16 protein-coding genes are annotated in these 15,899 nt (G+C 58.3%); 7 read left to right on the forward strand and 9 right to left on the reverse strand.

Translation table 11 applies throughout. The features are described from left to right. Positions 1–152 precede the first annotated feature (152 nt). From HC231_RS15715 to HC231_RS24160, 4 genes are all read right to left on the reverse strand, one after another. On the reverse strand, positions 153–1,001 hold the full coding sequence (locus HC231_RS15715; RefSeq protein WP_208227643.1) for a sugar phosphate isomerase/epimerase family protein: 849 nt from the start codon (positions 999–1,001) through the stop codon (positions 153–155). 25 nt (positions 1,002–1,026) lie between these two features. Further along, positions 1,027–2,181 (reverse strand): Gfo/Idh/MocA family protein, encoded by a 1,155-nt coding sequence (locus HC231_RS15720; RefSeq protein ID WP_208227644.1) that lies wholly within the window; start codon positions 2,179–2,181, stop codon positions 1,027–1,029. 58 nt (positions 2,182–2,239) lie between these two features. Next, positions 2,240–3,028: a 3-ketoacyl-ACP reductase gene (locus tag HC231_RS15725; RefSeq protein WP_208227646.1), complete on the reverse strand. Its 789-nt coding sequence runs from the start codon at positions 3,026–3,028 to the stop codon at positions 2,240–2,242. A 175-nt stretch (positions 3,029–3,203) separates the two neighbouring features. Continuing rightward, complete coding sequence (locus tag HC231_RS24160; RefSeq protein ID WP_281397333.1) at positions 3,204–3,332, reverse strand: hypothetical protein; 129 nt, start codon at positions 3,330–3,332, stop codon at positions 3,204–3,206. A gap of 96 nt (positions 3,333–3,428) precedes the next feature. Here HC231_RS24160 and HC231_RS15730 point away from each other — a divergent pair, with 96 nt between their 5' ends. Beyond that, a complete protein-coding gene (locus tag HC231_RS15730; RefSeq protein WP_208227648.1) occupies positions 3,429–4,085 on the forward strand; it encodes a TetR/AcrR family transcriptional regulator in 657 nt (218 codons plus the stop codon). Here HC231_RS15730 and HC231_RS15735 read toward each other — a convergent pair. Genes HC231_RS15735 through HC231_RS15755 form a run of 5 tightly spaced genes read right to left on the reverse strand, consistent with a single transcriptional unit; the run spans position 4,079 to position 9,453 of the window. Then, on the reverse strand, positions 4,079–4,942 hold the full coding sequence (locus HC231_RS15735) for an endonuclease/exonuclease/phosphatase family protein (protein ID WP_208227650.1): 864 nt from the start codon (positions 4,940–4,942) through the stop codon (positions 4,079–4,081). The two genes, HC231_RS15730 and HC231_RS15735, sit on opposite strands and share 7 nt — an antisense overlap. Before the next feature lie 11 nt (positions 4,943–4,953). Next, positions 4,954–6,069, reverse strand: a complete 1,116-nt coding sequence (locus tag HC231_RS15740) for an ABC transporter ATP-binding protein (protein WP_208227652.1) — start codon at positions 6,067–6,069, stop codon at positions 4,954–4,956. A 3-nt stretch (positions 6,070–6,072) separates the two neighbouring features. Next, positions 6,073–7,119 (reverse strand): carbohydrate ABC transporter permease, encoded by a 1,047-nt coding sequence (locus HC231_RS15745; RefSeq protein WP_208227655.1) that lies wholly within the window; start codon positions 7,117–7,119, stop codon positions 6,073–6,075. Beyond that, positions 7,116–8,033, reverse strand: coding sequence for a carbohydrate ABC transporter permease (locus HC231_RS15750; RefSeq protein ID WP_208227656.1), 918 nt, complete (start codon positions 8,031–8,033; stop codon positions 7,116–7,118). Before HC231_RS15750 ends, HC231_RS15745 begins: the two co-directional genes overlap by 4 nt. 49 nt (positions 8,034–8,082) lie before the next feature. Then, positions 8,083–9,453, reverse strand: a complete 1,371-nt coding sequence (locus tag HC231_RS15755; protein ID WP_208227658.1) for an ABC transporter substrate-binding protein — start codon at positions 9,451–9,453, stop codon at positions 8,083–8,085. A 100-nt stretch (positions 9,454–9,553) separates the two neighbouring features. On the opposite strand from HC231_RS15755, the gene HC231_RS15760 reads away from it, so the two are divergent. The 6 genes from HC231_RS15760 to HC231_RS15785 all read left to right on the forward strand — a co-directional run bounded on the left by HC231_RS15760 (position 9,554) and on the right by HC231_RS15785 (position 15,779). Beyond that, entirely contained in the window at positions 9,554–10,657 is a 1,104-nt protein-coding gene (locus HC231_RS15760) for an ROK family protein (RefSeq protein WP_208227659.1), read from the forward strand. Positions 10,658–10,799: 142 nt separating this feature from the next. Continuing rightward, positions 10,800–11,477, forward strand: a complete 678-nt coding sequence (locus HC231_RS15765) for a GntR family transcriptional regulator (protein ID WP_208227661.1) — start codon at positions 10,800–10,802, stop codon at positions 11,475–11,477. A gap of 300 nt (positions 11,478–11,777) precedes the next feature. Beyond that, complete coding sequence (locus tag HC231_RS15770; RefSeq protein WP_208227663.1) at positions 11,778–12,686, forward strand: transporter substrate-binding domain-containing protein; 909 nt, start codon at positions 11,778–11,780, stop codon at positions 12,684–12,686. Between the two features lie 123 nt (positions 12,687–12,809). After that, a complete protein-coding gene (locus HC231_RS15775; RefSeq protein ID WP_208227666.1) occupies positions 12,810–13,556 on the forward strand; it encodes an amino acid ABC transporter permease in 747 nt (248 codons plus the stop codon). Positions 13,557–13,563: 7 nt separating this feature from the next. Further along, a complete protein-coding gene (locus HC231_RS15780; RefSeq protein WP_246494855.1) occupies positions 13,564–14,253 on the forward strand; it encodes an amino acid ABC transporter permease in 690 nt (229 codons plus the stop codon). 299 nt (positions 14,254–14,552) lie between these two features. Continuing rightward, on the forward strand, positions 14,553–15,779 hold the full coding sequence (locus HC231_RS15785; RefSeq protein WP_208227669.1) for a PLP-dependent transferase: 1,227 nt from the start codon (positions 14,553–14,555) through the stop codon (positions 15,777–15,779). Positions 15,780–15,899 lie beyond the last annotated feature (120 nt).

A 15,899-nucleotide genomic window follows, 5' to 3' on the forward strand; every position in this document is an offset into this window, starting at 1 on the left:
AGAGGACGGACACCAATATCATTTTTTTTGTATCTGTATTCATAATTTCCCCGGTTGATAATGTTAGCAACGAGAATTGAATTTCACCTCGGCAACCGGATAATGGCCGCCGATATTTTTCTATGTCGGAGATAAGGCGACGTTTCCGCAGCCTAGCAACACGCTAGATGACGCTGTTTACAGGTCGCCAGAACGTCGTCGGGATCGCGCAGCCACCAGTTTTTGGCCGAGAAAATCTCCACTTCGTGAAAGCCGCGGTATCCTTGCGCTTCCACCGTCCAGCGCGCCCCGCGGATATCGATAACGCCATCGCCCATCATGCCGCGATCGAGCAGCAGATCTTGCGTCGATGCCAGCCAGTCGCAGATATGAAAAGCGAGCAGCCGCGATTTTCCGGCGCGCTTAATCTGTTGCGCGAATTTGGGGTCCCACCAGGTGTGGTAGAGATCGACCGCGATCCCCAAACCGTCATCGCCCAGTTCGTCGCACAGATCGTTGGCTTGTTCGAGCGTGTTGACGCAGGCGCGATCGGCGGCGTACATCGGATGCAGCGGCTCGATAGCCAACGGCATAGACACCGAACGCGAATACTCCAGCATCGCCGCCAGCCCATCCCGCACCTGCACACGGGCCTGACCGAGATCCTTGCTGCCTTCCGGCAGGCCGCCGACCACCAGCACCAGGCACTGCGCGTTCAACTCCAGCGCTTCATCCACCGCACGGCGGTTATCGTCATCGTTGCGGCGGCGCTGCTGCTCGGTCGCGCCGGGAAACATGCCGCCGCGGCAGTAGCCGGTCACCGTCAACTGGTGACTGCGGATACGGCGCGCGGCTTCCTTCACGCCAAGGGCATGCGTTTGATCGCGCCACGGGGAAATGCCGCGGATCTCATGACGGGCGCAGCCGTCAATGATTTTATCGAGCGTCCACTGCTGACGAACCGTGGCCGTATTCAGTGAAAGCAGATTGGCGTCGGGCTGTTGGTTGTGATGTTCAGACATCGGTATGACTCCTCATTCAGCGCCATCATTTATGGTTCAACGCGGGAACGTCTATCCAGCGGCGTTCGCGCCAGCTTTGCAGCGCAAGCTCCACCAACTGCACCCCTTTCGCCCCTTCCAGCAGATTCCATTTGAAATCCCCCTCGCCCCACACATGGCGCAGGAACAGCTCCCATTGCGCTTTGAAAGCGTTGTCATAGATTTGATTTTCAGGCATCAACGCCCAGTCTTGATAAAAGTCATGGGTTTGACGGACATCGGGATTCCACACCGGTTTGGGGGTATTGACGCTGGACTGGGTACGGCAGTCTGTCAGACCGGCCACGGCGGAACCATTGACGCCGTCCACTTGAAAAGTAACCAGATCATCGCGCCGAACGCGCACGCACCACGAGCTATTGATTTGCACCACCACGCCGTTGCGCAGTTCAAACGTGGCATAGGCCGCATCGTCGGCCGTTGCGGCGTAAGGCTGGCCGTTTTCATCCCAGCGCCGCGGGATATGCGTCGCGCCGAAACAGCTCAGACTTTTTATTTCGCCGAACAGATTGTCGATGACGTAACGCCAGTGGCAAACCATATCCAGAATGATGCCGCCGCCATCCTGCCGACGGTAATTCCAGGAAGGACGCTGGGCGGGCTGTAAATCGCCGTCAAAAACCCAGTAGCCGAATTCGCCGCGCACGGAAAGCACTTTGCCGAAAAAGCCGGATTGGTTCAGCATCTGTAGTTTCTGTAAACCGGGCAGCCAGAGTTTGTCCTGCACAACGCCGTGCTTCACCCCGCGTTCTTCGGCGAAGCGATAGAGATCGAGCGCCTCCTCCAGACCGACCGCGACGGGCTTTTCGCTGTAGATATGCTTGCCGGCGGCGATCGCTCGCTTCAATAGTCCCGGACGGGCCTGCGTCGTGGCGGCGTCAAAAAAAATAACGTCCTGCGGATTGCCGAGCGCCTGCTCCAGATCGGTCGTCCAGCGTTCTATCCGGTACTTGCGGGCAAGCGCGGCGACTTTCTCTTCATTGCGGCCCACCAAAATGGGATCGGGCATTAATCGATCGCCGTTCGCCAACGCCACGCCGCCCTGCTGGCGAATCGCGACGATGGAACGAATCAGATGCTGGTTTTTCCCCATGCGGCCGGTAACGCCATGCATGATAATGCCAATAGAGTGTGTCGCCATTGATAGCTCCCCCTGGAGTTCTGATTAACGCTTTCGCGATAACTAGTTGTTATTTTTATTAAAAATGCGGGACATTCAGCCCACCGTCGACGTTGATGATTTGCCCGACGGTAAACGGCAGTTTCCCCGCCGCCGCGGTCTGCACCGCCAGAGCGACATCCTGCGTTTCCCCCCAGCGCTTCATCGGCACCAGCCCATCGGCAATCTGTCGGTCGTATTTAGGCTTCACCACGCGGGTCATATCCGTGTTGATAATGCCGGGCCGGATCTCATAAACGCCGATCCCTTCTTCGGCCAAACGTAAGGCGAAAAGCTGGGTGACCATGCTGGCCGCCGCTTTGGAGATACAGTATTCGGCGCGGCTGATCGACAGGATCGAGGCGCTGCATGAAGTGATATTGATGATGCTGCGGTGGCGCCCGTTAAGCTCGCCCTGTTGCAGCATGACGCGCGCGGCGCGCTGGCTGAGAAAAAACATCGCCTGCGCATTGACATCCAGGCAGTACTGATAGTTTTCGGCGCTGACGTCCAGCAAATCGCCACGCTGTTTGGCGGCGGTGCCGGCATTATTGACCAGACAATCCAACCTGCCCCAGCGTTCAAGAATCCGATCCAGCATCGGTTGATGTTGTTCAAGCTGCGCCACGTTGCCGGAGCAAGCTATCGCCTCTACGCCGTACCCTGCGAGAAGATCGACCAATTCCTGCTGGCGCAGCACGCCTTCAGGGGTATCCCGTCCGTTGATCGCCACATTGAATCCCTGTTTAGCCAGTTCAATGGCGCACTGCCTGCCAATTCCCCGCGTAGAGCCGGTAATCAGCGCCACTGGGCGAGTTGTTGTCGTCATACGTTCTCCATATCTTTATTATTCAATACGTTATAATCAACCAACCGTTTGGTTATTTGACGATTCTAGAGCGTGTTCAGGACAAAAAAAATGATCCAACTCGCATAATCAACCAGATGGTTGATACATTTTTGAGCAGGATCACAATGTCGATCATTGCGCGGATCGTTGGGTTTTATACCGCCGCCGCACCTTGCCGGTTTGCCGCTTTCATTCGGGCTCCAGGGAAAAGTTTAAAAATCGGCGCCTGGCGCTTCACGCCGTGCGCCATGATGAGTTTGTCGCCAAACTTAGCGCCGGTCATTGTTATTGCGCCCTTGCGCTATGGTAGGATTAGGCGCGTTATCAATGGTTTTTCGCTGGCAAAAAATACATCTGATCAATACTTTGAGGTGGCGGCGTGGCAGAAACAGCAAAATCTAAACGTAAACGTGACCCGGCGCTTACCCAGGCGAGGATCCTGGCCGCGGCAAGCAAAGAATTTGCGGAGAAAGGATTTGACGGCGCCCGCGTTGAGCAAATCGCCAGTCAGGCGGATATCAACAAACAGCTTATTTATCATTATTTCAATAATAAAGATGAGCTGTTCACCCGCGTGCTGGAAGACGCCTATCGGGGAATTCGCAAGGAAGAGGCGGCGCTGCAACTGGACCATCTGCCGGCGGATCAGGCGATCCTGCAACTGGTGGACTTCACCTGGCATTACTATCTGGAGCATCCCGAATTTATTCGGCTGCTAAGTAGTGAAAACCAGCAAAAAGCCCGTCATCTGAAAGCCTCGCGCAATATCGACGATATCAATCTAAGCTGGCAAGGGATCTCGCAGTCGCTCATCGAGCGCGGCGAACGGGAAGGGACCGTAAAAGCCGGGCTGGACGCCATGCAGTTGAATATTTCTATTTCCGCTCTCGGTTTTTTCTATCTGATAAACTGTTCCACTCTCTCCATCGTCTACCAGCAGGATCTCACCGCGCCGGAAGCGTTGGATAACCGGTTGGCCGCAATGCGGGACGCCATCGCCTGCTGGATACGGCCAACGCCATCACCCGCTTACTGAACCTCCACCCACAGCGGATAATGATCGGAACCCTGGCCGTCGGTATTCGCCCAGCAGCGGCGCACCCGCCGGCCCAACGTCGGCGTCAGCAGACAGTGATCGATACGCCCGCCCGCATTCGGATGGGTGACGCCGCTCTCTTCCGCCTGCCCCGCCGCTACCCAGGCGTCCATCAGGCCGTTATGACGGATCAGCCGGCCGTGTTCCGGCGATACCGGCCCTATCAACCGGCTATACTCCCGGCTGCCCGGCAGAAAATTCAGATCCCCCATCAGAATCATCTCCGCGGGCATCGGCGGCATGCCGCCTTCCGTCCAGCCCGCGCGGGGATCGGGATGTCCGCCGCACCAGGCGCCGCCTTCATCCGGCGCCTGAGCGAAAATCGACAGCATCGCCTCTATCTGCGGCAGGCGCGTTTCCGCGCACAGGTGGCTCAGGTGAGTGTTGTACACGCGCAATGCCGACGCGCCGGTATCGATCACCGCTTCCAGCACCCCTTGCTGAATGGAGTGCTGAGTCAGCGTGCCGAACTTCGGCAACGGGAAATTACGGCTGGAAATAATCGGCCAGCGGGAAAGCGTCAGCGTGCCGAACTGACGGCGGCGGTTATGCACCCGGCCGTCGGCTTCCACGACGCTGGCGTCCATATCGAGGTTGGCGCCGTATACCCAGTAATAGTTTTTCAGCAGTTCCCCAAACTCCGCGGCTTCATCCCGCATGCCTGAACGCTGCCAGAAACGCTCGACCTCCTGCATGCAGATAATATCCGCCCCCTGCACCTCATCGGCGATGCGCGCCAAATCGTAACGGCCGTCGCGGCCAAGGCCGTACTGTATGTTGTAGCTGACAATAAGCATGATTTAACCTGTTACCAAAGAGAGTTAGCCTGCCGTTTGGCAGGACGTTGATCGGAAGAAAGAAAAGAAACGGCCGCGCCGGGCAGACGATAGCCATCGGCGTCAAACAGCAGCAGCGACGCATACGGCAGCGACACGCCGAGCGACGCGCCGGGGCCGTACTGCGCCGCCGCGCCGGCCACCAGCGCCTGGAGCGATCCCAACGGCGTATGCAGACGGTACAGCACTTCCCGGCCCATCGGCTCCACCTGTTCGATAACCCCGTCCAGAACGCCGCCGCCCGCCGCGGTCAGCGAGACATCCTCCGGACGAATGCCCAGCGTCAGCGCTCCGCGATAAGGCTGCGATAGCCAGAGACGGCATTCGCCCACCTGCGCTTCATCGCCGCTCGCCGCCCCCGGCAGCAGGGTGATGGGCGGCGAACCGATAAAGCCGGCGACAAAGGTATTGGCCGGCTGACGGTACAGCGCTTCCGGCGTACCGATCTGTTCCACCCGGCCTTTGTTCATGCAGATAATGCGGCTGGCCATAGTCATGGCCTCGATCTGATCGTGCGTCACCATCAGCGTGGTGGCGCCGGTACGGGCATGAATGGCTTTCAATTCCGCCCGCATCGCCATACGCAGCGTGGCGTCCAGATTGGACAGCGGTTCATCCAGCAACAGCAGCGACGGCTGCTTGACCAGCGCCCGCGCCAACGCCACCCGCTGCTGCTGTCCGCCGGATAGCTGCGACGGTTTGCGATCCAGCAACTCATCCACCATGACCAGCTCCGCCGCCTCGCGGATGCGCCGCTCGCTCAGTTGCCGATCGACCGGCTTAAAACGCAGCGGGAAAGCGATGTTGTCATAGACATTCAGATGCGGGTACAGCGCGTAGGACTGAAAGACCACGCCGACATTGCGGTCGCGGGCATCGACGCCGTTGACCGATTGACCGTCAAACAGGATGCGTCCCTGCGTCGGCGCATAAAGCCCGGCCAGCAGAAACAGCGTCGTGGATTTGCCGCAGCCCGACGGACCGAGGATCGCCACAAATTCGCCATCGTCGATAGTCAGATCGACGGGATGCAGCACCTGTGTATCGCCCCAGGCTTTCGCCACCCCTTCAAGAACAATTTCCGCCATGATTCAACCCTTGATTCCACCGACGCTCATCTGCGTCAGATATTTTTGCGTAAACAGATACAGCACGATCACCGGCAGGATGTAGATAATGCCGACGGCGGCGATCAGGCCGGAATCCGCCCCCATGCTGTCTTGCGATGTCCAGAACAGATACAGGCTCATGGTCATCCGGTTGCTGTCGATCAGCAGGGTGCGCACGAAGATGTACTCCTCCCACCCGCGCAGAAACGCGAAGGTGGCGATGGCAATCACGCCGCCGACCACCTGCGGCAGCACCACCATCCGAAAAGCCTGAAAACGGCTGGCGCCGTCGGTAATGGCGCTCATTTCGATGTTCCAGGAGACGCCGTCGAAGAAGCCCTTCATCACAAAGATGGCGAACGGCAGTTCCAGCGCGCACATCACCAGCATCACGCCGAACAGGCTGTTCAACATTCCCATCCAGTAAATCTGGATGAAAATAGCCACCGTCAGCGCCATCACCGGAAAGGCGTGCAGCAGCAACAGCGTTTTCAACATGCCTTCACGCCGCCGGAATCCCAGGCGGGACAAGGCGTAAGCGGCGGGCACCGCCAGCAGCGTCACCAACAGCGTATGCCCGGCGGCGAACAGAAAGGAGTTGCCCAACGCGGCCCAGATCGACGGCAGCGTATTACTTTTCGCGCCCGCCGCCTGTATGTCCGGGTTCCATAAAAAACGGTAGTTGTGCAGCGTGAGCTGCGGCGCCACCAGTAGAACCAGCAGCAGCAGCGCCATCAGCCCGACCATCCAGCGCAGGCGCGCGATATGGGTTTCATTGCGCACCCGGCAGGCGATGACCATCAGCAGCGCAAACGCCAGCCCCGCGATGGCCAGCAACTGCCACAACACATGAAATTCGGCGCTGCCGTCGCGGTTGGTGAACGAGATCGCCAACAGCCACAGATAAGGCACAAACACCGGAATGGAAACCAGCGTCAGGAAGGCGATCACCCCGCTCATAAAACCCAGCCGGTTCCAGCGCGAACGCGCCGCCCGGCGCGCCCAGTCAATACGAACAACATCGGTCATCGCAGTACCTCAATACGCGGCGGAGCAAACTGATCCCGCATGTTCATCATTCGCCATTGCAGCAGCGTCAGCAGCACGCCAAACAGCATCAGCCCCAGCGCCAGCATCGCGCCGTATCCATACGCCCCGGACTCGAAGGCGCGGCGATAGATGTAAAGCGCATACGTCGTGGTGTCGTACACCGGCCCGCCGCCGGTCAGCAGCAGGATATATTCGTAGGTCACCATCAGCGACAGCGCCTGATACATGGCGATAAAGCGCGCCGGACCGGCGATCGCCGGCAGCACCACATGGCGGATCACCGACCACTCCCCTGCGCCGTCCACGCGCGCGGCATGCCAGAGGTGCGCAGGAATGGCGCGAATAGTGGAAGTCAGGATCACCATGGCGAAAGACGCGCCCACCAGACCATTGGCGACCACAATCAGCAGCATCGGATGATCATTACGGATATTCAGCGGCGGCAGCCCAAGCAGGTTGATCGTTATCTGGTTGAGCAAACCGTGCGGCGACGAATCCACCGCCCATATCCACAGCAGCGCATACAGCACCGAGGGCGAAATGCGCGGCAGAAACCAGATGCCGCGAAACAGCGCGCCGAAGCGAGCAGGGATGGCGGTGGTGGCGATCGCCAGTACGATCCCCAACCCCAGATTGAACAGCAGCAGCGTGGCGCAGACATACGCCAGCGTGGTCAGCAGGATCGCGGGCATCCGCCTATCGGAGACCAACAGCCGCGCCAGGTTATCGGCGCTGAAGCGGGCGATCTCTAGGTTGCTGCCCGTATCGCTGAAGGCGATGACCAGGTTAAGCAGGATCGGCGCGATAAAAAACACCGCCAACACCGAAATGGCCGGCGCCATATAAAGCAAAGGCCGGGTTCTGGACGTACGCTGCGGAAGAATAACGGACATATCTTGACCCTTACGGTATGACCGGGAATCAGACCCTCCCGGCATGCTCTCAATGAAGGCTATCGACGATTTCCACATCCTTGCCCAACTGCATTTCCAGCTCGTCGGCGATGAACTCGACCGCCTGCGCCGGCGTCATCCGTTTGGTTTCCACCGCCTGCAACCCTTTGAACAACACCCGGTTGTAATCGCCGAACCGCACATGATTAGGCACAAAGGTCAGGTTCGTCATCATCTTGCCGGCCTCGGCCAACGCCCAGCTATCGGTATACTGCGGCATGGCGGTCTGCGCATGACTGATGGCGATATGATAGGAGGTCACGTCATGGCGGTTGTTGTAATAAGGCAGGCTGGCTATCGCCACCAGTTGGGCGGCCAGTTCCCGGTTTTTACTCTTGTTGCTGACGACATGGACGATGGGATGGGAAAGGTTGGCCGGTTTGCCGCCTTTGACCGCCGCCGGAGCCGGGATCCAGCCGATTTTATGGGTATAACCCGCTTTATCGGCCGGCCAGGCGGGGCCGAAGTTGTCATTCACCTGCCAGGCCATCGCCCAGATCCCCTGATGGAAAATAAAGGCTTTTTCCTGTTTGAAATTGGCCTGAATGGCGTCCCAGCTCATTGAGGTATTATCGGTCGGCGTAACGCCCTCGCTGACGTTGCGGGCGTACCAGCTCAACGCGTTTTCGATCTCTTTTTTCGGGAACAGCAGTTTGCCGGTTTTTTCATCCATAAACTTCGCGCCGGACGACGAAAAAACCATCAGATAATCAATGCCGACGTTCGGCCGGTGCAGCATGCCAACCTGCGCGGCGCCGCCGTTCACCACCTCTTTGGACAGCGCGGTCAGGTCATCCAGGGTGAAATCGCCGCTTTCCACGCGCGCCGGCAAACTATCGATAAACGCCTCATCCTTGCCGATCTTGCGCAACATGTCCTTGTTGTAGAAGAACATGCGGATTTCCGCATCCTGCGGGATGCCGTAAATCTTGCCCTGATATTTGGCGGCGTCCCACAGCGTCGGCAAAATATCGCCGTACACCCACGGATTGGCCTTAATCTGATCGTCCATCTGCATGGCGTAGCCATTGCGGGCGAATTCGCCGATCCACTCGTGGGGCAGCAGCACGATATCCGGCCCTTGATTGACCGCGAAGGCTTTCATGGTGTCCAGCGCCAGATCGTCCCAGCCCTGCACCGCGCTGGCATGGGTATCAATCACTATTTTCTTGTCCACGCCCGCCGCGGCGAACTGACGGTTCATCACCTCGGCCGCATCCTCGATGTTGGCGGTGCGCATCGGGGCGTTTCTGTCGTTCAGCGTCCAGAGTTTCAGAGCGATCGTTTCAGCCAGCGCGCTATGCGCCGCCATACTCAGCGCCACAGCCGCAGATAAAGACAACAATGTAAATTTACGCATAGTCACTACCCTGCTATTTAAGTTGACGAATTAATTAAGTAGCTTAATTATATTGCAGGCATATGACCGCCGGCGGGATATCAGGAGAAACCGAACCATCATGGATAAACGCGAACTCACCGCGACTCACCGTAAACTGGTGGCGCTATTACGCCGTTCCGGCTGCCTGTCCCGTCTCGCGCTCGCCGCCGCCAGCGGGCTGACCACCGCCGCCGTCAGCATGATGACGCGGGACATGCTCAACCTCGGCATTCTGGAAGAGAGCGACAGAGAACAGGGCCGGCGCGGCCCGCCCAAAATCAATTTGCGGGTGGTGGCCCACACCGGTTATGTGTTGGGGGTATACGCGGAATACGATCTGATCTGTCTGCTGCTGATGGACTACGCCGGGCACTGCGTGGCGGAAAAAACGCTGCGGGGAGATTTCCGCTCCGTATTGACCGTGGCGGATACCCTCGCCGGGGCGGTCGCCGCGTTGATGGAGCAACAGCGTATCCCACAGGACAAAATGTTAGCCGTCAATCTGGCGCTGCCCGCCCGCTTTGACGGCGGCGCGCTGCCGGTGTGGATTGCCCCCGGCCTGGTCGCCTGGCGGGGCGTGGATATCGCCAGCCAACTGAGCGAACGGCTGAACTGCCCGGTACTGGTGGAGAACGACGCCAACTGCGCCGCCATCGGCGAATTGAATTTTGGCGAGGCCGACCATCATGACAGTTTCTTTTACCTGTACATCGGTAAAGGCATCGGCGGCGCGCTGGTGCTAAACGGCGATCTCTATCACGGCCAGAATGGCAACGCCGGCGAAATCGGCGCGCTGCGCCCTCGTTCGCAGTCACGCCCTTCGTTTGATGATTTGCAGGATTGTCTGCGGGCGGCGGGAGTGGATATCCCCTCATCCCCGGACGATCCGCAGTGGGAAAGTCTGGCGAACTCACCGGCGGGCGGACGCTGGATCGAACGGGCGGCGGATGAGCTGTTCGACCTGATTTACACGGTAACCGCCCTGCTCGACCCGCCCTGCGTCTACCTCGGCGGCACGCTGCCGCAGCCGTTTACGCGCCGGTTGAAAAGCGCGCTGGAAACGCCGCGCCCGCGGCCCAACGGCGAAGCGCCGTTGCCTTTGCCGCCGCTGAAAATCTCTTCCATCCCGGCGCAAAACAGCGCCGCGTTCGGCGCCGCGGCGCTGGCGCTCAGGCAATGGTAGACGCGGCGGGCAAATCCGCATAACGCCCCTGCCAATGGGGCGGTTGAAGTCTGAAAGCGCTATGCATTATGCTATTGTTAGCTTGCTAGCATAATTTCCTGTTTCGTTGCGTTGCGCCGTCATTCATCTAAAGAAGGTTCCCATGCTCAAAGGAATGTCCATTTCACGAAAAACGCTCCATAGCGAGATTGCGGATCTGATTCGTGAAATGATTGTCAGCGGCGAACTGGAACCGGGCAGCAGGATCCCCGAAAAAGCGCTGTGCGAACAGTTTGAGATATCGCGCACCCCGCTGCGCGAGGCGCTTAAGGTGCTGGCCACCGAAGGGATGATCGTTCTGCTGCCCCAGCGCGGCGCCCGCGTCGCCACGCTGACGGACGACGAACTGTTTGAAATTTTCCCCATTATCGCCAGTCTGGAAGGACTGGCCGGCGAAATAGCCTGCCAGCATATCACCAGCGACGAGCTAACCCATATTGAGCAACTGCATAACGCCATGCTACAGGCTTACCAGCAGCTCGACAGACTGGAGTATTCCAGACTGAACCGGGAAATTCATTTAGCCATATTCGCCGCGGCACGCAACCAATCGCTGATTGCGCTGTACCACAATCTTGAGCTGCGCATCAGAAATATCCGCCATACCATCCGGCAGCGCCCCAGCGACTGGCAGTTGGCGGTGCAGGAGCATGAAGAGATCCTACAGTGCCTGCGGGACAAAAATGCGCAGCAGCTGGCCGCCACGCTGCGCAGGCATGTCATGAGCACCGCAAACGCCGTGCGTAACGCCGTCAACGCGTCCACCAGCAGCCATCACTGATGGTCATAACTTTTATCTATATTTCCCGCCATTAGCCATATCGCGGCATTTCAGAATAACCATATGAATTTAAAATAAAAATACTCTCGTATGCCAGCCGAGAGCGCGGGTCTTTTTGCGTCTCGGTAAAATGAATTAATTATACATTATTATTTTTTATTGACCGCTGCTGCAAAATTGAACGATTATCGGCCAATCGAACTCCTGCTGCGCTGCGTTTTCCGCACTGACATTCGCGGCGCAACGCGGACCGGCCATCAGTATGAAAGCGTAATTCATTCTATTTCCCGTGGAGCAACCATGAAACGACAGATATTGGCTACATCCCTGTGCACGCTTATTCTGGCTACCGCATCGGCTGGCGCCGAGGAGTTGGAGGGAACATTAAAGAAAATCGCCGACAGCGGCCAGATCACCGTGGGCCACCGCGACGGCGCGGTCCCCTTCTCCTACTACGACGATAATCAGCAGCCGATCGGCTACGCGATGGATATCTGCGCCGCGGTGGTCGACGCGGTAAAAACCAAGCTGAACAAGCCCGAGCTGGCGGTCAGCACTATGCCGGTCACCGGCACGACGCGCATTCCGCTGCTGACCAACGGCACCATTGATATGGAGTGCGGCACCACCACCAACAACGCCGAACGCCAGAAGCAGGTTACCTTTTCCACCACCTATTTCGTCGCAGCCGTGAGAATTCTTTCCAAAAAATCCGCGCCGGCGGCATCCATGGCGGATTTAAAGGGAAAAACCGTGGTTACGCTGGCAGGCACCACCAGCGTCAGGATTATCAATGACGCCAACAACGCCGGGAAATTGGGCATGACCATTCTTTCCGCCAAAGATCTGGCCGAAGGCATGCTGACGCTGGAAACCGGCCGGGCCGCCGCCTTTATTTTCGATGACGTTTCCTTAGCCGGCGCCAGAGCGACGTCCAAGAATCCCGACGATTACCAGATTTCAGACGAACCGCTGTCGGTAGAGCCGTATGGCGTCATGCTGCGCCGTAACGACGAGCAGTTTAAGACGCTGGTCAATACCACTATTGAAGGGTTGTACAGCAGCGGCGCCATTACCGCGCTTTACGATAAATGGTTCACGCAGCCGATCCCGCCGAAAAACATCAATATGAATTTCCCGATGTCGGCGCAGTTGCAGAAAACGATCGCCCATCCGACCGACGATCCGAATCCTGAGCTTTACCGCTAAGAAACAGATCCATATTGCTTTGCTATCGACGCATGCGATTTAGCGCCATATCCAGGGAATCACGTCGGCGGCGCGTAGGCCGACAAACGCTGTAAATAATAAGAACGGCTAGTTTGAGAAACGATGAACTATAATTGGAACTGGAACATATTTTTCGATATGTCGCTTGATGGGACCAACACTTACTGGCAAACGTTGGTGATGGGTCTCGGCTGGACGGCCGTTACGGCCGTCTGCGCCTTTAGCATCGCGCTATTGCTGGGTTCTTTGGCCGGCATCGCCCGCAATACGCCGTTTGCCGTTCTGAACCGCTGCGGCGGCGCCTTCGTCGAACTGTTCCGCAATATTCCGTTGTTAATGCAAATGTTTCTCTGGTACTTCGTCTTACCGGAAGCGCTGCCGGAATCGGCGGGCGTCTGGTTGAAACAGTTGCCTAACGCGCAATTTTATACCGCGACGCTCTGTCTGGGCTGCTATCACGGCGCGCGCATGGCGGAAGTGGTGCGCGCCGGGCTGGAAAGCCTGTCCAAAGGACAGCGCATGGCCGGACAAGCCTTGGGGCTGACGCTGCCGCAGACTTACCGTTTCGTGCTGCTGCCGGTGGCGTTTCGCATCGTAACGCCGGCTATCACCTCGGAATTTCTCAGCTGTACCAAAAACACCTCGGTGGCGCTGGCTATCGGGCTGGTGGAACTCACCGGCAGCGCCCGCGCCATGCAGGAAAACAGTTTTCAGGTGTTTGAGGCCTTTACCGCCGCCACCGTGCTTTACCTGCTGCTTAATCTGATTATCGTCTTTGTTATGCGCAACATGGAAAAACGAGCGGCGCTGCCGGGTTTCGGCATGGATCAGAACCGGAAGAAGGGGTGAAATCATGCTGACGGGATTTGATTTTCAGACCATCGTCAACGCCTTGCCCTACCTGTTTCTGACCGGGATGAGCTTTACGCTGAAGTTAACCTTCTTCGCCACGGCGCTGGGCATTATTTTCGGCACGCTGCTGGCGATAATGCGCCTGTCCCGATTCAAGGCGCTGGCCATGCTGGCCGCGGGTTACGTCAACCTATTGCGCTCGCTGCCGCTGGTTCTGGTGATCTTCTGGTTCTATTTTCTGGTGCCCTATATTCTGCAATGGATCACCGGCGCGTCTTTTCCGGTCAGGGTCGAGCCCTTCTGGTCATCGGTCATCACCTTTACGCTGTTCGAAGCCTGCTATTTTTGCGAAATCGTCCGTTCCGGCATTCAGTCGCTGCCCGCCGGCCAGTCTCAGGCGTCTCTGGCGCTGGGATTGACCGGAAGGCAAACCATGCTGTATGTCATTCTGCCGCAGGCCATGCGCAACATGCTGCCGCTGTTCCTGACCCAGACCATTATCCTGTTTCAGGACACCTCGCTGGTCTATGTCCTGTCGATTACCGATTTTCTCGGCGCGGCGGCCAAGGTCGCGCAACGCGACGGACGCTTGCTGGAAATGTATCTGTTCGCCGCCGCCGTCTATTTCATCATCTCTTATCTGGCATCCAATGCCGTGCGGCTGCTACAGAAGCGCACCGCCATTATCCGTTGAGCCATGATGAAATCCGGGGAGCAGCGCATCCGATGCCGTACCGCATGAGATTTCCGGCGGCGATCTCCCTCTGCGGCCGGCAAAACGCAGAGTATCGGAGCGCCGACAAAATGCGAAACATTGCCACTAATTACCCCCTCCCGCCCTCCCCCTTGCCAGGGGGAGGAGATAACGCCGGATCTGCTCCCTCCCCTGCGAGGAGAGAACGCCGGATTTGCTCCCTCCCCTGCGAAGGGGAGGGCCGGGGTGGGGTCAGAAACACAGGGTAACGCTCTTTTTCAAACAGATTGGTGAATTAAATGCCCATAACGCAACATAACAATCAGACCGGCCATGACGCTGCGGCCGCAGAAGACAACCACGCGCTGTTACGCCTTTGCGCCGCTCGCCTCGACGCCCTGAAGAACGATCGCATCGTACTCTACGCCGGCGCCAATTTACCCAGCGAAGCGGCTATCGCCGCCTACTCGCCGGCGCTGAGCGCCTATCCGGCCATGGGCCCCCGGTTCGCCAAGGAGCAGCCGGACACCGATCTGGTGTCGAAACTGGAAGCCGCCGTGGAAAACGAAATCAACGCCCTGTTCGGTTCGCTATGGGCGGAAACCCGGCTGGCGAACTGCACGACGGCGAATCTGGCGGTATTTCATGCATTTTCCCAACCCGGCGATCTGCTGCTGGCGCCGGCCGCGGCCCACGGCGGCCACTTGAGCCAGCGCCGCGGAGGAACGCCCGAACTGGCGGGGCTGAAAGTGATGGATTTGCCGTACGACGCGGAAAACGACGCTCTGGACGCCGCCGCGGCCGCCGAGATGGTCCTTGCCGAGAAGCCCAAACTGGTGATGCTGGGCCGTTCGGTGATGATCAAAGCCGACGATATCGCGCCGGTGGTCGCCAGCGCGCACCGGGTCGGCGGCAAAGTCATTTTCGATGCATCCCATGTGCTGGGGCTGATTGCCGGAGGAATGTTTCCCAATCCGCTGGCGTTGGGCGTCGATATCATGACCAGTTCGACCTATAAAACCTTCCCTGGACGCCCGCACAGCATTATTGCCGGCCGTAATGCGCAGGATCGTCAGCGCCTGTCGCAGTTGATTGAAAGCCGGATGATCGCCAACTGCGATGCCGGTTGCCTTCCGTCGCTGCTGGTTACGCTGATGGAAACCCGGCGCAACGGCGGCGGCTATGCGCGGCAGATTTGCCGCAACACGGCCGCGATGGCCGCCGCGCTGCGGGCAATGAACGTGGCGGTGATCGCCGCGCCGCCGCATCAAACCGCCACCCACCAGCTATTGATCCCGATGGACTCATCGCTGTCGCCGAAAGCGGCCATCACCGCCCTTGAACAGCACGGCATTCTGGTCGGCTCCTGCGCCGATCCGCGAGCGCCGAATGAATTCGCGCTGCGCGTCGGCACGCAATTTATGACGCGGCAGGGAAACAACGAAGAGGACTTTGCGGCTATCGCCCAAAAGCTGGCGCAATTGCTGGAGAAAACGGCGGCGGGCCGTATGCGCTATCGGGAATAACCGTCCGCCCTGGGAGGAGCCGAGCCGCCCGCGCGCGCGCGCAATAAAATGGTCATTATTGATCTATAGGCAATTATCTTTCGCAATTATGCCACTATATCTACGATATCAGGCTGCCAT

Source organism: Brenneria izadpanahii, assembly GCF_017569925.1.
In the GTDB taxonomy this organism is placed as follows: Bacteria; Pseudomonadota; Gammaproteobacteria; order Enterobacterales; family Enterobacteriaceae; genus Brenneria; species Brenneria izadpanahii.